The sequence below is a fragment of the Selenihalanaerobacter shriftii genome (assembly GCF_900167185.1).
In the GTDB taxonomy this organism is placed as follows: domain Bacteria; phylum Bacillota; class Halanaerobiia; order Halobacteroidales; family Acetohalobiaceae; genus Selenihalanaerobacter; species Selenihalanaerobacter shriftii.
In genome coordinates this window covers 13,032-32,091 of the sequence record NZ_FUWM01000024.1, presented here as the reverse complement: position 1 = coordinate 32,091, position 19,060 = coordinate 13,032, and the positions used below count along the sequence as shown (strand labels likewise).

The 19,060-nt window shown below is 32.3% G+C and carries 19 protein-coding genes; 2 read left to right on the top strand and 17 right to left on the bottom strand.

Features of this window, described 5'->3' with window-relative positions; genetic code table 11:
* On the top strand, positions 1 to 283 hold a 283-nt coding region (locus tag B5D41_RS11930), incomplete at its 5' end, for an IS30 family transposase (protein ID WP_143555713.1).
* Positions 284 to 477: 194 nt separating this feature from the next.
* Here the strand turns inward: B5D41_RS11930 and ilvD are convergent.
* Both ilvD and B5D41_RS11920 read right to left on the bottom strand, forming a co-directional pair.
* The gene (gene ilvD, locus B5D41_RS11925) at positions 478 to 2,136 is read right to left on the bottom strand and encodes a dihydroxy-acid dehydratase (protein WP_078810883.1); all 1,659 of its coding nucleotides are present in this window, start codon (positions 2,134 to 2,136) and stop codon (positions 478 to 480) included.
* Positions 2,137 to 2,159: 23 nt separating this feature from the next.
* Entirely contained in the window at positions 2,160 to 5,027 is a 2,868-nt protein-coding gene (locus B5D41_RS11920; RefSeq protein ID WP_078810882.1) for an anaerobic glycerol-3-phosphate dehydrogenase subunit C, read from the bottom strand.
* Positions 5,028 to 5,231: 204 nt separating this feature from the next.
* Here B5D41_RS11920 and B5D41_RS11915 point away from each other — a divergent pair, with 204 nt between their 5' ends.
* On the top strand, positions 5,232 to 5,975 hold the full coding sequence (locus B5D41_RS11915; RefSeq protein WP_078810881.1) for a CPBP family intramembrane glutamic endopeptidase: 744 nt from the start codon (positions 5,232 to 5,234) through the stop codon (positions 5,973 to 5,975).
* Here B5D41_RS11915 and B5D41_RS11910 read toward each other — a convergent pair.
* The 15 genes from B5D41_RS11910 to rpsK form a co-directional block, all read right to left on the bottom strand.
* Positions 5,941 to 7,170 (bottom strand): aminotransferase-like domain-containing protein, encoded by a 1,230-nt coding sequence (locus B5D41_RS11910; protein ID WP_078810880.1) that lies wholly within the window; start codon positions 7,168 to 7,170, stop codon positions 5,941 to 5,943. The genes B5D41_RS11915 and B5D41_RS11910 overlap by 35 nt on opposite strands.
* A gap of 399 nt (positions 7,171 to 7,569) precedes the next feature.
* Complete coding sequence (gene amrS, locus B5D41_RS11905) at positions 7,570 to 8,553, bottom strand: AmmeMemoRadiSam system radical SAM enzyme (protein WP_078810879.1); 984 nt, start codon at positions 8,551 to 8,553, stop codon at positions 7,570 to 7,572.
* Positions 8,554 to 8,566: 13 nt separating this feature from the next.
* Positions 8,567 to 9,979 carry an AmmeMemoRadiSam system protein A gene (amrA, locus tag B5D41_RS11900; protein WP_078810878.1) on the bottom strand — a complete coding sequence of 471 codons (1,413 nt, stop codon included), beginning with the start codon at positions 9,977 to 9,979 and terminating at the stop codon, positions 8,567 to 8,569.
* A gap of 18 nt (positions 9,980 to 9,997) precedes the next feature.
* A complete protein-coding gene (gene rocF / locus B5D41_RS11895; protein ID WP_078810877.1) occupies positions 9,998 to 10,882 on the bottom strand; it encodes an arginase in 885 nt (294 codons plus the stop codon).
* A gap of 12 nt (positions 10,883 to 10,894) precedes the next feature.
* Entirely contained in the window at positions 10,895 to 11,971 is a 1,077-nt protein-coding gene (locus B5D41_RS11890; RefSeq protein WP_078810876.1) for an alanine/ornithine racemase family PLP-dependent enzyme, read from the bottom strand.
* 203 nt (positions 11,972 to 12,174) lie between these two features.
* Positions 12,175 to 12,567 carry a 30S ribosomal protein S9 gene (rpsI, locus tag B5D41_RS11885; RefSeq protein ID WP_078810875.1) on the bottom strand — a complete coding sequence of 131 codons (393 nt, stop codon included), beginning with the start codon at positions 12,565 to 12,567 and terminating at the stop codon, positions 12,175 to 12,177.
* 41 nt (positions 12,568 to 12,608) lie between these two features.
* Positions 12,609 to 13,037 carry a 50S ribosomal protein L13 gene (gene rplM, locus B5D41_RS11880; protein WP_078810874.1) on the bottom strand — a complete coding sequence of 143 codons (429 nt, stop codon included), beginning with the start codon at positions 13,035 to 13,037 and terminating at the stop codon, positions 12,609 to 12,611.
* A gap of 129 nt (positions 13,038 to 13,166) precedes the next feature.
* Positions 13,167 to 13,901, bottom strand: a complete 735-nt coding sequence (gene truA, locus B5D41_RS11875; RefSeq protein ID WP_078810873.1) for a tRNA pseudouridine(38-40) synthase TruA — start codon at positions 13,899 to 13,901, stop codon at positions 13,167 to 13,169.
* 20 nt (positions 13,902 to 13,921) lie between these two features.
* Complete coding sequence (locus B5D41_RS11870; RefSeq protein WP_078810872.1) at positions 13,922 to 14,722, bottom strand: energy-coupling factor transporter transmembrane component T family protein; 801 nt, start codon at positions 14,720 to 14,722, stop codon at positions 13,922 to 13,924.
* A gap of 4 nt (positions 14,723 to 14,726) precedes the next feature.
* Complete coding sequence (locus B5D41_RS11865) at positions 14,727 to 15,569, bottom strand: energy-coupling factor transporter ATPase (protein WP_078810871.1); 843 nt, start codon at positions 15,567 to 15,569, stop codon at positions 14,727 to 14,729.
* Positions 15,554 to 16,390, bottom strand: a complete 837-nt coding sequence (locus B5D41_RS11860; RefSeq protein WP_078810870.1) for an energy-coupling factor transporter ATPase — start codon at positions 16,388 to 16,390, stop codon at positions 15,554 to 15,556. Before B5D41_RS11860 ends, B5D41_RS11865 begins: the two co-directional genes overlap by 16 nt.
* A 155-nt stretch (positions 16,391 to 16,545) precedes the next feature.
* Positions 16,546 to 16,887 (bottom strand): 50S ribosomal protein L17, encoded by a 342-nt coding sequence (gene rplQ / locus B5D41_RS11855; RefSeq protein ID WP_078810869.1) that lies wholly within the window; start codon positions 16,885 to 16,887, stop codon positions 16,546 to 16,548.
* Between the two features lie 40 nt (positions 16,888 to 16,927).
* Positions 16,928 to 17,872, bottom strand: a complete 945-nt coding sequence (locus B5D41_RS11850; RefSeq protein ID WP_078810868.1) for a DNA-directed RNA polymerase subunit alpha — start codon at positions 17,870 to 17,872, stop codon at positions 16,928 to 16,930.
* Between the two features lie 121 nt (positions 17,873 to 17,993).
* A complete protein-coding gene (gene rpsD / locus B5D41_RS11845) occupies positions 17,994 to 18,620 on the bottom strand; it encodes a 30S ribosomal protein S4 (protein ID WP_078810867.1) in 627 nt (208 codons plus the stop codon).
* Positions 18,621 to 18,656: 36 nt separating this feature from the next.
* Positions 18,657 to 19,037: a 30S ribosomal protein S11 gene (rpsK, locus tag B5D41_RS11840; RefSeq protein WP_078810866.1), complete on the bottom strand. Its 381-nt coding sequence runs from the start codon at positions 19,035 to 19,037 to the stop codon at positions 18,657 to 18,659.
* Positions 19,038 to 19,060: the final 23 nt, after the last annotated feature.

Genomic DNA, 19,060 nt, shown 5'->3' with positions numbered 1-19,060 from the left:
CGATAATGGCTCTGAATTTTCAGAGCTAGGTGCTATAGAAAAACTAGTTGATACAAAAGTATATTTTACACATCCATATTCATCATGGGAAAGAGGTACCAATGAACGTCATAATGGTCTCATAAGACGTTTTATACCTAAAGGTAGAAGTATAAGTGAATTCTCCATTGAAGCCATTGGTAGAATTCAAAATTGGTGTAACACTTTGCCAAGAAAAATATTAGGATACCTAACCCCTGATGAATCTTTTGAGGATCAACTAAGAGAAATTCTATATGACTAAAATACCAAATTATTACAGTTTGAGATTAGTTCAATTTAATATTGCAATTTAGGAAAATTATTTATTTAAAACATAGTATATGAAAGATTCATCTCTTTGTCAAGGTTTTTTCATTACTTTTAATTGTTTTAATGAATTATAGCAATTCTTCCCTCCACTATTATCCAGATAAGATAATAATTATAAATAATAAGCTATTTAAATACAGCACCTGTACTAGCAGAACTAACTAATTTGGCATATCTTGCTAAATAACCAGTTTTAATTTTAGGTTCTGGTGCTGACCATTTTGCTAATCGCTCTTTAATCTCTTCATCACTTAATTTAACATTTAATTCTCTATTAGGAATATCTATCTGAATAATGTCTCCATCCTCAACTACAGCAATCGGACCACCTTCCATAGCTTCTGGAGAAGCATGACCTATGGAGGCTCCTCGAGTAGCTCCAGAAAAACGTCCATCAGTTATCAGTGCTACTTCTTTATCTAAACCAGCTCCAGCAACAGCTGAAGTTGGAGTTAGCATTTCTCTCATCCCTGGTCCACCTTTAGGACCTTCATACTTAATTATTAATACATCACCAGATTTAACTTCACCATCATGAATTGCAGCTATTGTCTCTTCTTCCGAAGTAAATACTCTAGCTGGTCCTTCATGTACTAACATCTCGTCTGCAACTGCTGCTTGTTTAACTACGGCACCATCCGGGGCCATATTTCCTTTTAATACTGCTAAACCACCAGTCTCATGATAAGCAGTATCGAAGCTTCTAATTACTTCTTTATCTAAAACTTCTACTCCTATTAAATTATCAGCAACAGACTGTCCAGTTACAGTTATTCCATCACCATTCATTAAACCTTCTTCATTTAACACCTTCATTACTGCTGGAATTCCTCCCGCTTCATTTAAATCCTGAATATGATACTTCCCTGCAGGACTTAAACTACAGAGGTGAGGAACCTTTGCACTAATCTCATTAATCAATTCTATATCTAAATCTATTCCTGCTTCATAAGCAATTGCAGGTAAATGTAGAGCAGTATTAGTAGAACAACCTAAAGCCATATCTACCGTTAAAGCATTCTCAAATGCTTCCTCAGTTAAAATATCCAATGGTTTAATATCCTCTTCTACTAACTCCATAATCTGCATCCCTGCTTTTTTAGCTAACCTTCTCCGCTGAGCATAAACAGCTGGAATCGTTCCATTACCAGGCAGGCCTAAACCTAAAACTTCTGTTAGACAGTTCATTGAATTAGCTGTAAACATACCAGAACAAGATCCACAACCTGGACATGCATTGTCTTCAACTTCTAATAACTCTTCTTCAGTCATCCTATCTGTCTGTACTGCTGCCACGCTTTCAAATACTGTCTTTAAATCTATATTCTCCCCTTGATGTCTTCCGGCTAACATTGGACCACCACTAATTACAACTGCTGGTATATTTAATCTAGCTGCAGCCATCAACATTCCAGGGACAATTTTATCACAATTAGGAATTAATACTAAAGCATCAAAAGCATGAGCTTGAGCCATAATTTCTATAGAATCAGCTATTACTTCTCTACTAGCTAAAGAATAATGCATTCCTTGATGACCCATGGCTATTCCATCACAGACACCAATTCCTCCAAACTCAATAGGAGTTCCTCCAGCAATTCTTACACCAGTTTTAACTGCCTCTGCAATTTCGTCTAAATGGTCGTGTCCTGGAATTACTTCATTATGTGCATTAGCAATCCCTATTAATGGTCTATCAATCTCTTCATCAGTTAATCCCGTTGCCTTAAATAATGAACGATGTGGCGCTTTATTTATTCCTTTAGTTACTTTATCACTTCTCATACTTAACTCCTCCTCTACTCGATTTAATAACTATTAGCTAAAATTTGTATCGGATGCATTATTTCTTCATCAGTACCCTGATTTAACTGCATTCCACAAGCATCACAATCCGTCAACACCTGATTATAATCCATCTTCTCTAATTTTTCAAATATATTTTTTCCTATTTTCATTGAGAGTTGATAATTATCTTTCTTAAAACCAAAAGTTCCGGCAATCCCACAACAACCAGCATCTATCCCACTTACCTTAACCCCTGGAATCAACTCTAATACTTCTTTACTTGTATTACTTAAACCTTGAGCCTTAAGATGACAGGGAGTATGATAAGCATATTTACTTTGATTTGTTTTTAAATCTAAATTTAAATTATCTTTATCATTTAACATTAATAAATATTCATTAATATGATAAGTATGTTGTGCTACTAACCTAGCCTCTTGACTATCTACAATATCTAAATATTCTTCCTTTAAACTCAAACTACAGCTAGGGCAATCAACTATAATATCATAACCATCTTTAATAATTTCAGATAATGATTCAATGTTATAATTTATATTCGCTCGAGCAGAGTCTATATCACCATAATTCATCTTAGGAATTCCACAACATTTCTGCTTAGGCAATATGACTTGATATTCATTCTTCTCTAGAACCTTAACCATGCTCTTCCCTATTGCAGGATTATAAAAATTAGTTGAACATCCTGTGAAATAAGCAACTTTCTTAGAACCTTTCAATTTCTTTTTATTAAACCACTTCTCAAAAGTTTGATTAGCAAATTTAGGGAATTTCCTTTCAGCAGAAAAACCAGCCGTCTTCTCCATTATTTTTCTAAATGGTTTTATTCTCAAAGCATTATTGGTTATAGTTGGAGTCATACTACCTAACCTACCCATTGTTTCTCCAGCACCTAATAGTTTATTAACTAGCGGCTGTCCTACTTTTTTATAATATTTAGCTCTAGCTTCCATCATTAATTTAGGTATATTTACTTGCGATGGACATTCTAAATAACAATTCTTACAATTAAGACAAAGATCAAAAAGTTCTTTAAACTCTTTAGTCCAAAAATGTTCATTAGAGTCTAATTTTCCTGAAATAATAGCTCTTAAAATATTGGCCTTTGACTTAGGAGCTGCTCTCTCATCCCCAATCGCTTTAAAGACAGGACACATATCAGTCCCAACTAATGAACGACATTTTGAACAACCATGACACTTTTCTACTTCAGCTTGATATTCGTCTAAAGCAAAATTTAAATTAGTCTTCATATTAATCGTACTATATCCACTACCATATCTTAAATTTTTAACCATTAATTTAGAATCATCATTTATAATTTTTCCTGGATTTAAAATATTTTTTGAATCAAAGATATTTTTCACATCTTTAAACAATTCATAAAGCGGACCATGGAATTCATTTAAAAATTGAGTCCTTAATAATCCATCACCATGTTCACCACTAATAGTTCCATTTAGTTCATCTACTAATTCATATACTTCTTTAGCAATAGATTCCATCTTCTTAATATCATCTTCAGTCTTAAGATTTAATAAAGGTCGAGGATGAGTATTACCATGTCCTGCATGCCCATAAATAATAGCCTTAACCTCATGCTTATCTACAATCTCTCTAAATCTTCTAATATATTCTGGTAATTTAAAAGGATCTACCGCTACATCTTCTACGAAACCGGTAATTCGTTTTGGACCTTTTAATTTATTAAGAATCGGAACTGCTGATTTTCGAATTGACCACAACTTCTTCTGTTCTGCCTCTTCATAAGCAGTATGGATTTTAAATGCTAATTCTAACTCTTTATATATTAAATTCTTAATTTCAGCTATTCTATCTTCAATCTCATTTTGGTTATCTCCGTCAACTTCTACTAATAGTGCAGTTTCAATCTCGTTAGGTAATAATTTATCAATATCTGCATGGTTCTCCCTAACTAAATCTAAAAACTGATAATCCATAATTTCAATAGCACTAGGGTTTAAATTTAAAACTTCACCTACAGCTTTACCAGCTTTATCTAAATCATCAAAATATAACAAAGCTATTGCTTTACTAGCTGGTGTATCAATAATCTTTAATTTAGCTTCTGTAATTACAGCTAAAGTCCCTTCTGAACCAACTAATAACTTAGCTAAATCAAGTTCATTCTCCTGTAAAGCCACATCCAATCTATAACCGCTACAATCCTTAGGTGCATTTGGAGTATGATCATTAATTATATCTTGATTTTCTGTTAGTAAGCTAGCAATTTTATCATAAATCTCTCCTGTTAATCCAGATTGCTGCTTATTTTCTATATATTGTTGACTATCTAACTCCATCTTTTTAACAGTAATATCTTCACCATTAGCTAATAATACTTCTAATTCTAAAACATAATCGATGGTACTTCCATACTTAACTGAATGGCCTCCTGAAGCATTACTTGCCAACATTCCTCCTAAGGTACAATAGTCTCCACTAGAAGGATCAGGTGGGAAAATCTTATCATGATTATTTAATTCTTGATTAAGTACTCCTAAAGTAATCCCAGGTTCTATTCTAACATAAGAATCCTCTAAGTTAATTTCTTTAATCTGATTCATATGCTTAGTAAAATCTAAAACAAGCCCTTGACCTAATGATTGTCCAGCTAAACCTGAACCAGAACCACGAGGTAAAATAGATATATTATTATCAAATGCATATTTAATTACTCTTTTTACATCCTTTTTATTCTTAGGTATAACTACACCTAAAGGTTCAACTTGATAAATACTAGCATCAGTACTATAAATGGCTCTAGTTGTTTTATCAACTAATACCTCTCCACTAATCATCTTCTTAAGATCAATAGCTATCTGATCTATTTCTAATTTTGACAAACGAAATACCTCCTTACTACTTACTACTCACTATTCATTATAATCCAATCTTTAAAGTTTTAAATAATTATAACATATCACTTTTATTTATACAAGTAATTGGTAAAAGTATATCTTTATAATTAATTTCCATAATTTTGCAGGAATTTTATCTTTATGGTGAGAAAATAATAGTGTGAACTGCAGAAAGAAAGGAAGTAAATCATGGCAAATGATAATTTAAAGAAATTAATCACAAATAAAAGAGAGGGGCATATTTGGAAGATAAAAGAAGTATTGCAACTTCAATTCATTTGGTACCTTACTTTAGGTTTGCTTTCTTTAGCAAATAAATATAATCTTCCCAATACACCTGAGTTAAATTCTTTTATGCATTATCTATTTGGAATTATTATAAAATTGTTATTAATAGCTTACTTAATTTATATTTTACTTTTTCAGCATAATTTTTCTTTAAATCGAATAGGTTTAACCTCTAATAATTACTTAAATGACTTAAAATTTGGTATTAAAATCAGTCTCCCTTTTCCTATTCTAACTATTATTCTAATTAATCTTCAACATCAAGTATTAGATCTAAACCAATTATTTCAACCATTAATAAAAATCACTTCTTTTAATCAATTAATTACTAGCTTTCTTTACTTTATTCTGCTATTATTTTTAACTTTAATCCCTGCTTTAGCTATTGAACTATTCTATCGAGTTATAATCTATGACTTCTTTAAAGAAAGATTTGGGAGACTTTTAGGTGCTTTAAGCAGCAGCCTCTATTATTCTATCGTATTACTAAGATTTGAATTCGGATTTTTATTAGGACATTTCTTAATTGGACTCATCTCTATCTATCTTTATGAAAAAAACAATAATATATTCCCATCTATCATTTGGCAAAGTTTCTACCAAGCAACTACTATCCTATATGTTTTTGGATTTCATTCTTTTTAACTAATTCTCTTTTAATAGTCTTGCTTAATCTATAAATTCCTTCTTCTATTTTATCTATATCTGGCTGACTAAAAGAAAGTCTAAAAGCATTATTCCCCTGGTCATCAACATAAAAAGCTGACCCTGTTACAAAAGCTACATTATTATCAATAGCCTTTACTAGAATTTCTTTAGAATTCAAATTTGATGGTAATTCAACCCAAGTATAAAAACCTCCATCTGGTTCAGTCCAACTTGCCTCTATAGGAAAATGCTTAGCTAAAGATTCTAAAGTCTTATCTCTCTTTTTACGATAAAATTCTTGTAACTTTTCAATCTGTTTATCAATAATTCCTTCTTCCCCGCAAGTAGCAATTAAACGTTGACCAAAAGAATTAGTACATAAATCTGTAGATTGCTTCGCTAAAATTAATTTTTGAATTATCTCTTTATGAGCTACTACCCAGCCTATTCTAACCCCTGGAATAAATATCTTAGAAAATGAACCTAAATAAATCACATGACCTTCCTTATCAAAACTCTTGATAGCTGGTTCATCAATACCATTATATCTTAACTTGCTGTATGGATCATCCTCTAGAATTAAAACTCCATATTTTTCAGCTAACTCAACCAATCTCTTTCTTCTTTTCTTTGATATAGTTAAGCCTGTAGGATTATTAAAATCTGCAATTAAGTAAATAAATTTTGGTGTTTTACCTTTACTAGCTAAATCCTTTAACTTTTGTTCTAAAATATCAACTTTAATCCCATCATCATCTACAGCAATACTTATTATATCTCCTTGATAATTTCTAATAGCACCTAATCCACCTACATAACTAGGAGCTTCTGTTAAAATTTTATCACCAGGATCAACAAAAATTTTACTGACTAAATCTAATCCTTGCTGAGAACCACTAGTAATTAAAACATTATCTACTTCAATATCTATACCTTTCTTAGCCATGAACTTAACTATATACTTTCTTAGCATTTCTTGACCTTCGGTTGGACTATACTGCAGCATTCCTTCTTCAGCTTCTACCAACAGTCTACTACTTATCTCCTCAACTTCTTTGGTTGGCAAACAAGCTTTATTAGGAAAACCACCGGCAAATGAAATCACCTCTGGCTTTTCAGTTAGCTTAAAGAATTCACGAATTTCTGAACCCTGCATCTGCTGAGCATTCTTAGAAAAATATTTCTCAAACATACTCACTACTCCCTCCTTATTAAGAATTATTTTTTAAAACAAATAAAAAACTCTCGTCTCTAAAAAAATTTAGAGACGAGAGTATAGATTCCCCGTGGTACCACTCTAATTGCTAAGAATTATTTAACTAGTCATTCTTAAGCTCTCATCACTTTAACGCAGCTAATACGTTAAGACCTACTACTATTTCAGTCTCCCCACTCCAGGGTGGCAAATGAATCAGTATTGACTAGAGCCCTTTCAGCCAGATTGGAAGCCCCTCTCTGTATGTCATCCTTAATTCTTAACCCCTTCTCAGTGTTTATATAATTAAAATTTAATTTCTCAACTAATTTTATAATATTATATGTGAATTTAGATAATTTGTCAAGTATTTTTATTCTTTTATCTTCAATTTAATTATGTTATGATATTAATTTCTGTATCACATTCAGGACATAAACCATTCTTTAAATGAAGTTGAACCGCTTGAAAGTTTCTTTCGACTATAAGTTTATTACATTCATGACAATATGTATTTCTATACTTCTGTTGTTGTATATTACCTAAATAAACAAAATTTAATCTCTCTTCAGCTATTTCTTTAGCCTGAATTAAAGTCTCTACAGGAGTAGGTTCTCTTTTTAATTTATACTTAGGAAAATAGCGAGAAAAATGTAACGGAATATTCGGATCAATCTCTGCTAACCACTCAGTTAACTCTTTAATTTCTTCCTCAGAATCATTTAAACCTGGAATTAACAGAGTAGTTACCTCCACTAGAGATGATTTATTAGCTAATTTAATTGTTTCTTTAACTGGAGCTATATATCCTTGACACACTTCTTGGTAAAAATCATCTGTGAAAGCTTTCAAATCTATATTAAATCCATCTATATAAGGCAATAACTCTTTAAGTGGTTCTGGATTTATTAGACCATTAGTTACTAAAACATTCTTCATTCCTGCCCCCTGCACTAATTTAGCAGTATCTAAAATATATTCAAACCAAATAATAGGTTCAGAATAGGTATAAGCAACTCCAATTAAATTATGTTTATCAGCTAATTTAATTACTTCTTCTGAATTTAAACTTTCAGTCTGTGCTTTATTATTATGAGCTATATGGTGATTTTGACAGAACTTACAACTTAAATTGCAACCTACAGTTCCTAAAGATAATATATCAGTTCCAGGATAAAAATGAAAAAGTGGTTTCTTTTCAATAGGATCTATTGCTGTAGCACTAACCTTCCCATAATTTTTTGCTATTAGCTTACTATTTTGATTTACTCTTGCGCCACATGTACCTTCCTGCATATGAGTCAAAATACAATTATGAGGACATAAGTTGCATTCTACTTGCTTTTGTTCTAAGTTTTTGTACCACAAAGCTTCTTTCATATTCTCGTCACCCCTATTTATAACGAGTTACTTTAAATCTCTTTAATTCAATATCGTCCTCTGTTGGTGATAATCCCGCTTTCCTTTTGGCAATCTCTACTTGCTTTTCTACTGTATCGACCCCTTCTAATCGTGGTAATAAAAGGCCACTATTTTGTCCCTTATCTACTATAACTCCAAACTTTTGAGGATCTAATTCATCTAAACTATCAATAGATTCTGGTTCTTCTAAAATATCTACTGTATAAATCAAATCATCTAATTCATTTAAATTAACCTCCTCAAAACGAGGATCATTAAACCCAGCACTAAGAGAATTTCTGATTATCTCTTTAGCTATATTCTCCTGAACAGGTTCAGTTGTTCCAATACATCCCCTGAGTTGACCATGTTTTTTAATAGATACAAAGACTCCAGCTTCTTTTTGCATCTGTGGAGTTAAATCTTCTGGAGGAAGTATTTTCTCTCGATTTAAAGCATATTTTTCTACAGCTTTTCGCGCTAACTTAACTAATTTACTCTCTTCTTCTCTAACTTGTTTTAATTTAGCATTTCGATCAGCTAATAACTGATCTAATTGTCTTCTATCCTCATCTTCTCCTTCAATCTCATAAGTAAGCACTCCATACCCTACTCCAAAAGGACCTTCATAGGATAGAAGTTCATTACTAACATCTAAACCATCAATAGCCCCTAACATGATAATAATTGGCCTTAGACCACATTCACCTGCTTTTTCAATTAATTGTTGGTCTAAATTAAAGATATCCTCTATTTTATCTTCTTTTAGAGCCTGAACTAACTTTTTATCGAACTCCTTAGCCTGTGAATTATACCCCGCGGGAGCATCTGGAGTTAATCTGTGTGATAAGTCGCCACTGGCTATTATGGCTACGCGATATTCTAATTTCATAGCTATTAATTGTATTATCTTACCAAATTTATATAATTCTTCATATGGTAACATACCCATAGTAATAGGAATTATTGGTATATCTTCAACATCCGCCTCTGCTAAATAATAAAGAGGCACTAATGCTCCATGATCTAATTTAGGATTAATTTCAAATTTACGTGCAGTACTTTTATCAATTCTAGCTACTGTTATGTCTTCTTGCTTTGTCACCTTAACTATCTCTTCAACCATCTCTTCTTGTAACTCATAATTTAATTCCAATTCTGGAAAACCAAACTGACCGAAATCACCTTTTAACTCTTGTGTATTCATTATACTTATTGCATCAGAAAAGACTGGACCATGAGGGCTTATGGTGATAACCAAATCTGGATTTGAATCTTTTACTCTTTTAGCAAACCTTTTCATTCCCTCTCGTGTATCCTCAATTTCCTGTAAATTTTCATTACCTATTTCAGGGATTAAAATCGGAGGGTGAGGACTTAGTCCAGCAAATACAATTCCACTCATTCTACTCATCTCCTTTCGTTATAAAATAGACTTTCCTAAAACAGATAAAATTAATTCTACAGCCAACTCAGCTGTACGATTCCTTTCATCTAAAATAGGGTTTACTTCAACTAGCTCCATCGAGCCTAAAATGTCTGTTTCAGCTAATATTTCCATAGCTAAATGTGCTTCTCTATAATTTAATCCTCCACTTACTGCAGTACCAACCCCTGGAGCAACTAAAGGGTCTAAAACATCCATATCAAAACTAAGATGAATTCCTTCCTTCCCTTGACTAGTAATCTGAATAGCTTCTTTCATTACTTGCTCTATTCCTAACCTATCTATATCACTTATTGTATATATATTTATATCTGTCTCTTTTAATCTCTCACGTTCTAGGGGGTCTAAGTCTCTAATACCGATTAAAGCTACATTGCTTTCATTTAAATTATATGCATTATCCATAATTGATAGTAAATCAGTTGGTCCTTCTTGATTAATCACTGCTAAAGGAATACCATGAACATTTCCGGAATGACTAGTAGCTAAAGTATTAAAATCAGCATGAGCATCAAACCAAATCAAACCAAAATCTTTTTTGGCTCTAACTAAACCACTGAAAGTCCCTATAGCAATACTATGATCGCCTCCAATAACTAATGGTACCTTATCATCCTCTAAACTCTTTTTTACTTTTCTAGATAAAGAAATACAAACATCCCTAATCTCTAAAATATTATGTTGATTTCTTCTTTCATTTGTAATAATTGGCACCTCTATATCACCATAATCTTCGACTTCAATTCCCAATCCTTCAATTTTAGTAGTTAAATTAGCATATCTAATAGCACTAGGACCCATATCTACCCCTCTTTTATTCGCTCCTAAATCAAGTGGAACTCCAATAACAGCAACTCTCACTCTATCTCCTCCTTAATTGAGTAGATATCTATTATCAACATAAGGTGATATAACTGCTTTCAGTAATGAAGTATAATTTACTCTAAATTCTAATATATCTCCTACCTGTAATTCCTCTTTTACTTCTGTAATATCAATTATTAAATGATCACTACTACCTCCTTCAATATCGACTCCTAAGCGGCACGGTGTCAGCCCATCTGGAGAGATATCTTGTCTTCCAATAGCTAAAATAGCCCTAGTCCGTTCCCCTTTCTTTTTAAAAGCTACTCTCTCACCAAATGCGTTTGGACCTTGAGGGACTTCAGGTAATGCTCCCTTAGTCTGCAATTCTACTATTTCAGCTCCTAAAATAAAAGTGTCATTATTCAATTCAGAAAAGTGTCCACCATCAATTAGATTACTTCCTAATAATATACTTTCCCCAATTCTAAGTTGATTTACCCTTTTAGGTAATTTACTAACACGCATTAAAGGTAATGAGCTACTATTTCCTCCAGAAATAATCTTTAATTTGCTATTTAAAATATTCTCTGCTTGTACGGTCAATTCTTTTAATAAATTCATATTTTCTTTAGTAGGTAAGACCCCACCAAAACAAGCTAAATTAGTACCTAAACCTAGTAACTCTATATTAGAATAATCTTCATTAATTATAGTAACTTTTTCTTCTAGTTGACTTGGTAAAATTCCTTCTCTACGATCACCCAAATCAATCATTAAAATAATTTTATGCTCTTTATTCTTCTTCATTGCTTCATTATTTAAAGCGGAGATTACTTCTAACTGTGAATTAAGACTAATATCAGCATAATTAATTACTTCAGAAACTTCACTTAACATTGGAATCCTTAATAATACCAATGGTAGATTAAAGCCATATGCCTTTAACTGTTTAATATTCTCTATCCTAGAATCTGCTAACCCCTTAACTCCTCCTCTAATCATAGCTTGAGCAACTTGGGGATCTCCGCAAACACCTTTAGTAACCCCTAATATTTGAACCCTATCTTTACCAGCCCAACTAGCTATTCTTCTAGTATTTTCAACTATTTTCTCCAAGCTTATTTTTAAATATGGTGTCTTCATTATTATTCTCCTCATTATCCATATCTTCTAAGAAATAAAGCAATATTTCCTCGGAAATAACGATTAATTGCTATTATTCACAATATTATTTTAATATATACCATAACTTATAACTAAATAAGATAATATGTATAATTATAGTCTTAAATCATCTCAAAATAAAAAGGAAGAGTATATACTCTTCCTTTTGATAGTAAATTTGATTATCTTTTTGAGAACTGAGTTGACTTTCGTGCTTTTTTACGACCATACTTTTTACGTTCTTTCATTCTTGGATCTCTAGTTAGAAGTCCTGCTTTCTTTAAAGGTGTACGATAGTTATCCTCAACTTCTAATAAAGCCCGAGCAATACCGTGACAAACTGCTCCTGCCTGTCCAGATAATCCTCCACCTTCTACATTAACTATGATATCAAATTCACCAACAGTCTCTGTAATTTCTAAAGGCTGTTCAATCAATTTTATTAAAGTTCTACGATTAAAATATTCATCTATTGACTTCTCATTTACTATAATCTCACCAGTCCCTGGACGTAATCTTACTCTAGCTGAAGAATGCTTTCTTCTACCAGTTCCTAAGTAATCAACCTCTGCCATTGTAATCCTCCTCTCTAAAATATATTATTATTATCTATCCGTTATATATCTAATTCTTTTGGCTCTTGAGCTTCATGAGGATGCTCAGAACCAGCATAAATCTTTAGCTTCTTAAGCATTTTACGACCTAATTTATTTTTAGGTAACATACCTTTAACTGCCAATTTCATTACTCTCTCAGGATGTTTAGATAATAACTCATCATAAGTCATTGACTTTAATCCACCAGGATACCCAGAATGCTTATGATACATCTTCTGTTGCAGCTTCTTACCTGTTAATTTAATCTTCTCAGCATTAACAACAATTACATAATCACCTGTGTCAACATTTGGTGTATAGATTGGCTTATGTTTTCCTCTTAAAACTGTTGCAATCTCACTAGCTAATCTACCTAAAGTCTTACCTTCAGCGTCCACTATAAGCCAGTTTCTTTCTATTTTATTAGGATTTGCCATATAAGTAGTCATCTTCTTCCCTCCTTCTAACAATGTAATAAAAAATATATATTAAGGTGAGTCCGGGGCTAATTAACTAAATTAAATTATAAAACCTCACTAGTTAATTTTATTATAAGAACTTCAACCTGTCAAGTTCTTTCAATATTTTACTTTAATTAATCTTAAACCATGAGCTGGTGCTGTAGGTCCAGCTTCAGTCCTATCTTTAGCTTCTAATATTTCTTTTACTTCCTTGACTTGTAATTTATTAAACCCAACCTCAAGTAAAGTACCAACCATAATTCTAATCATGTTATATAAAAAACCACTACCATCAACTCTACATATAATATTATTTTCTATTCTATTTATTTTGAAACTATTTATAGTCCTAACTGTAGTATTAGCACCACAACCAGAAGCTCGAAATGATGAAAAATCATGAGTCCCAACTAAATATTGAGCTGCTTTTAACATAGAAGCAGAATCTAATTTTTTTCTAATATGATAGCTATAATTTCGCTTAAAAGTTGAAGGGAGTTCTTTATTCAGAATATGATATTCATAAATTTTTCCTTTAGAATAATAACGAGCATGGAATTCATCATCAACTTCTTTTACTTCCCTTATTAGAATATCATCTGGCAAACAATTATTCCAGGCATAACGAATACGTTGAATAGGAATAGGTGTCTTAGTTTCAAAATTTATAACTTGCCCACACGCATGTACTCCACTATCTGTTCTGCTAGCACCAATTATTTTAATCTCTTCTTTAGTTAATATATGCAAACTACTTTCCAAAACTTCTTGGATAGTAATAGCATTTGGTTGCCGTTGAAAACCATGATAATTTGTTCCGTCATATTCAACAATGGCTTTAAAATAACGCATTTATTCCACCTCAACTAATATTAAGAATGAGTAAATATAGCCACTGCAATTAAGAAAACAGTAATTACAATCCCTATTATATAATCTAACCTAGATAACTTTAATTCATTCATTCGAGTACGTCCCTCACCACCACGATAACAACGTGCTTCCATAGCTAACGCTAAATCATCTGCTCTACGAAAAGCACTAACAAAGAGTGGGACTAAAAGTGGTATTAAACTCTTAGCTTTTTGAATTAAATTTCCACTTTCAAAGTCTGCTCCTCTAGCCTTTTGAGCTTTTAAAATCTTTTCAGATTCTTCTAATAAGGTAGGTATAAATCTTAAGGCAATAGTCATCATCATAGCTAATTCATGAGCAGGAACTCCAAATCGTTTAAATGGATCCAAAAGCTTTTCTAAACCATCTGTTAACTCTAAAGGAGATGTAGTTAAAGTTAATAAAGAAGTAAAAGTAATTAAAAAGATTAATCTAACTGCCATAAAAAGCCCTAAATTTAATCCTCTTTCTTCAATGCTTAAAAACTTCCATTCCCAGATTACCTCTCCGCCTTTAGTTAAGAATAAATGAATTATTAAAGTAAAACTAATAATAAATAATAATGGTTTTAAACTTTTTAAAATATACTTAAATTCAATCTTAGATACAAGGGTACTAAGAATTATAAATCCACCTAAAATTAAGTATCCCAAGAAGTTTTCACTAATAAATAAAATTATAATAAATAAGAAAACCAATAGAATTTTGATCCTAGGGTCTAATTTATGAACTATGGAATCTCTATCAAGATACTGACCTAACATAATATCATTTAACATAACCCTAACTCCTTAATGCCTTAATAATCTCTTGCTTAGCTTCTTGAATATCAAATAAATTGGTCTGTAAATTATAACCTTTTTCCCGTAAAGCAATTAAAACTTTTGTTACTTCTGGAATTCCTAATCCTATTCTTTTTAATTCAGTTTGATTAGAAGCTAAATCAGTTGGTGCTTCATTAAAGATTAAGTTTCCTTGATGTAAGACTAAGACCCTATCAGCTAGTTCAAAGACTTCTTCCATCCTATGTGAAATTAAAATAACTGTTAAATTAAACTCTTCTTTAAACCTAATTATCTCCCTCATTAACTCAACTCTAGTCCGAGGATCAAGCCCTGCTGTAGGCTCATCTAAAACTAAGACTTTAGGACGCATAGCTAAAACACCAGCAATAGCTACTCTTCGTTGTTGACCACCGCTTAATTTAAAAGGCGAACGATCCTTAAATTGCTGATAATCTAAATTAACTGCCTGTAAGGCTTCTTTAATCCTAAGTTCAATCTCATTATCATTTAATCCTAAGTTCTTAGGACCAAAAGCTACATCCTGATAAATAGTTTCTTCAAACAACTGATGTTCTGGATATTGAAAAACTAAACCTACTTTCTGTCTAACAAACCTTAAATCCACATTATCATTAGTAATATCCTCTTCATCTATATAAACTTGTCCAGAATTCGGTTTAATTAAACCATTTAAGATTTGAACTAAAGTTGATTTCCCAGAACCAGTATGACCAATTAGTCCTATAAATTCACCATTTTTAATTGAAAAATCTATATCTTTTAAAACATCGATATCCATATCCTCATACCGATGTGAAACAGATTCTAGCCTAATGAGCATATCTCTTCCACCAACCTATTTACAGTAAATATATCTGAACTTATATCTAATCCTTCATCCTTAAGATAATAAGCTAATTCAGTTATTTGTGGGACATCTAAAGAAAGTTCCTTAATCTCTTCAACTCGGGAAAAAACCTTAGCAGGAGTCCCTGATAGCACTATTTCTCCTTCTTCAAATACTAAGATTCGATCAGCATTAACTACTTCATTCATAAAATGAGTAATATAAATAATCGTTAAACCTTCTTCTCTATTAAGATACTCAACAGTTTCAATTACCTCTTTACGACCTACAGGATCTAGCATAGCAGTCGGTTCATCAAAGACTAAACAATCAGGAAGCATAGCAATAATTCCAGCAATAGCTACCCGTTGTTTTTGTCCACCAGATAACTTATGAGGAGCATGACGAGTAAACTCCTCCATATTTACTAATTCTAGAGATTCTTGCACCCTTACTTTAATCTCTTCAGGAGGTAATCCTAAATTCTCTGGACCAAAAGCTACATCTTCTTCCACAATATTAGCTACTAATTGATTATCTGGGTTTTGAAAAACCATACCAACTTCTTGTCTAATTTGCCATAATTCTTCCTGATTAGTAGTAGCTTTACCTCCTATTTTAACTTTTCCCTCAGTAGGTATTAATAAACCATTTAATAATTTAGCTAAAGTAGATTTGCCGGAGCCATTATGACCAACAATAGCTACAAATTCACCTGACTTCACTTCTAAATCAACACCATTTAAAACCCATTCATCTTCCTGCTGGTCACTATATTTATAATAAACATCCTCTAATTTAATTAATGGTTTCATTTAACTTTTCACCCTTAATCCATACAAAAAACAGCCATACATTGAAGTTAAATTACGGCCGAAATTCATCTAGATTCGGCCGTAGTTATCTCACTCTCTAAGTAAGTAAAAAGACTATTTATTATGGCTGCTTATAATTTTAAGTATGCAATTATTTATTCTACTAATTCTAAAATGGCCATTGGAGCTCCATCACCACGGCGCGGTCCTAACTTTAAAACTCTAGTATAACCTCCCTGACGATCCTCGAATCTAGGAGCAATATCATTAAATAACTTAGTTACTACTTCTTTATCATTTAAAACCTGCATAGCTTTTTTTCGAGCATTTTGACTATCCTGTTTAGCAGTAGTGATTAACTTTTCAGCAGAACGCTGCGCTTCTTTAGCTTTAGGTTCAGTAGTTTCAATTCTTTCATTCTTAAAAAGTGAAATCATTAAGCTCTTTAATAAAGCTTTTCGACTGGAGCTCTTTCGGCTTAACTTTCTACGTGCCATAATTATATCCCTCCTTTACTACTTTATATCTCAAATTGCTTTAATGTATCTCAGGTTGCTTTAATGAAAGCTCTAATTCTGATAACTTATCCTTAATCTCTTTTAAGGATTTCTTACCTAAATTTCTAACCTTCATTAAGTCGTCCTCAGTTTTATCAGTTAATTCTTCAACAGTATTAATACCTGCTCTCTTTAAGCAATTAGATGAACGTACAGATAAATCTAATTCTTCAATAGTTGTTTCTAAAATCTTATCCTTTTCTTCTTCCTCTTTCTCTACCATAATATCAACTTCAGTAATCTCTTCGGTTAAGTTGATAAAGAGGTCAAGGTGTTCAGCTAAGACTTTAGCTGCTAAACTAATTGACTCTTCCGGTGTTAAGCTACCATCAGTATTAATCTCTAAAGTTAGCTTATCATAGTCAGTCACCTGTCCAACGCGAGTATCTTCAGCTTCAAAATTTACTCTTCTAATTGGAGAAAAAGCTGAGTCTATTGGAATTACTCCAATAATATCTTCTTCCCCTTCATTTTCTTCAGAAGAAACATAACCTCTACCTTTTTCTATAGTTACTTCTAAATTTAATTCTCCTTCATTATTCAATGTAGCAATATGAAGGTCTGGATTTAGAATTTCTACATTCCCACTAACTGTAAATTGATCAGCTGTAACTTTTCCTTCCCCAGCAGCATCAATACGTAAAACTTCTGGCTCTTCAGATTCCATCTTAACTACTAATTCTTTTATGTTAAGTATAATATCTGTTACATCTTCTACTATTCCTGGTATAGTAGAAAATTCATGTCGTACTCCTTCAATTTTAATAGAAGTAGCTGCTGCTCCTGGTAATGAAGATAACATTATTCTACGTAAAGCATTACCTAAAGTAATACCATATCCTCTTTCTAAAGGAGTAATAATAAACTTACCATAAATATCATCTGATTCTACTCTTTCAATTTTAGGTTTTTCAAACTCAATCATTATTTATTAAACCCTCCTTTTGAAGTGCAAGGTAATTTGTCAACTTTACTGAGGGTGCTATCAAAATATCATAGATAAAAGTAGTATGTGGTTCAAAATTGAACCACTAATTAACTACTTCTTATCTAGAATAGAACTCAACGATTAGCTGTTCTCGTACTGGAATATCTATATCTTCTCTTTCAGCTTCTCTTAATACCTTACCATTCTTATTCTCAAAGTTTACCTCTAACCACTCCGGAATATTCTTCTGACTAGTAAATTCAAGAATTTCTTTCATTCTAGTCATATCCTTACTTGAATCTTTAACTTCAATTTCCTCTCCTTCTTCAACTAAATAAGAGGGAATATCCACTCTACTACCATTCACTAAGAAATGACCATGTCTAACTAATTGTCTAGCTTCATTTCTTGAAGCAGCAAAACCTAATCTAAATACTACATTATCTAATCTTCTTTCTAAAACTCTCAAGAAGTTTTCACCAGTAATTCCTGGCTGATTATCTGCCATCTCAAAGTACCTTCTAAACTGATTCTCTAAAACACCATAAATTTTTCTAACTTTCTGCTTCTCTCTTAACTGCACACCATATTCTGATAACTTCTGTCTTCTTTGTCCATGTTCACCCGGAACATATGAACGACGCTCAATAGAACATTTATCTGTATAGCATCTTTCACCTTTAAGGAACAACTTCTCCCCTTCTCGGCGACATTGACGACAAACAGGTCCAGTATATCTTGCCATTTTATATCTACACCTCCAAATTACTTGATTATTTAATTATACTCTACGACGCTTCGGTGGTCGACAACCATTATGCGGAATAGGAGTTACATCCTTAATTCCATTAATCTGTAATCCTGCAGCTTGTAAAGATCTAATTGCTGCTTCTCTACCAGCTCCTGGACCTTTAACAAAAACCTCAATTTCTTTTAACCCATGCTCCATGGCTTCTTTAGTAGCAGATTCTGCAGCCATTTGCGCAGCATACGGAGTACTCTTTCTTGTTCCTTCAAAACCTAAATTACCAGCACTGGACCAAGCAATAGTATTCCCTTTTTGATCAGTTAAAGTCACAATAGTATTATTAAAAGTAGAGCGAATATGAGCTTGCCCCTTTGTCACATGCTTTTTCTTCTTCTTTCTTTTACGACGGGCCATCAATATCCCTCCTCCTATAACGA

What these genes read in the sequence shown, in the direction of transcription:
- B5D41_RS11860 (WP_078810870.1), bottom strand. Translation starts at nt 16,390, where the DNA reads ATGAAACCATTAATTAAATTAGAGGATGTTTATTATAAATATAGTGAC.
- rplQ (WP_078810869.1), bottom strand. Translation starts at nt 16,887, where the DNA reads ATGGCACGTAGAAAGTTAAGCCGAAAGAGCTCCAGTCGAAAAGCTTTA.
- B5D41_RS11870 (WP_078810872.1), bottom strand. Translation starts at nt 14,722, where the DNA reads ATGTTAAATGATATTATGTTAGGTCAGTATCTTGATAGAGATTCCATA.
- B5D41_RS11910 (WP_078810880.1), bottom strand. Translation starts at nt 7,170, where the DNA reads ATGTTTGAGAAATATTTTTCTAAGAATGCTCAGCAGATGCAGGGTTCA.
- amrA (WP_078810878.1), bottom strand. Translation starts at nt 9,979, where the DNA reads ATGAGTGGAATTGTATTTGCTGGACTAAGTCCTCACCCTCCGATTTTA.
- rpsK (WP_078810866.1), bottom strand. Translation starts at nt 19,037, where the DNA reads ATGGCCCGTCGTAAAAGAAAGAAGAAGAAAAAGCATGTGACAAAGGGG.
- rplM (WP_078810874.1), bottom strand. Translation starts at nt 13,037, where the DNA reads ATGACTACTTATATGGCAAATCCTAATAAAATAGAAAGAAACTGGCTT.
- amrS (WP_078810879.1), bottom strand. Translation starts at nt 8,553, where the DNA reads ATGAAAGAAGCTTTGTGGTACAAAAACTTAGAACAAAAGCAAGTAGAA.
- truA (WP_078810873.1), bottom strand. Translation starts at nt 13,901, where the DNA reads ATGCGTTATTTTAAAGCCATTGTTGAATATGACGGAACAAATTATCAT.
- B5D41_RS11890 (WP_078810876.1), bottom strand. Translation starts at nt 11,971, where the DNA reads ATGAAGACACCATATTTAAAAATAAGCTTGGAGAAAATAGTTGAAAAT.
- rpsD (WP_078810867.1), bottom strand. Translation starts at nt 18,620, where the DNA reads ATGGCAAGATATACTGGACCTGTTTGTCGTCAATGTCGCCGAGAAGGG.
- ilvD (WP_078810883.1), bottom strand. Translation starts at nt 2,136, where the DNA reads ATGAGAAGTGATAAAGTAACTAAAGGAATAAATAAAGCGCCACATCGT.
- B5D41_RS11915 (WP_078810881.1), top strand. Translation starts at nt 5,232, where the DNA reads ATGGCAAATGATAATTTAAAGAAATTAATCACAAATAAAAGAGAGGGG.
- B5D41_RS11850 (WP_078810868.1), bottom strand. Translation starts at nt 17,872, where the DNA reads ATGATTGAGTTTGAAAAACCTAAAATTGAAAGAGTAGAATCAGATGAT.
- B5D41_RS11865 (WP_078810871.1), bottom strand. Translation starts at nt 15,569, where the DNA reads ATGCTCATTAGGCTAGAATCTGTTTCACATCGGTATGAGGATATGGAT.
- rpsI (WP_078810875.1), bottom strand. Translation starts at nt 12,567, where the DNA reads ATGGCAGAGGTTGATTACTTAGGAACTGGTAGAAGAAAGCATTCTTCA.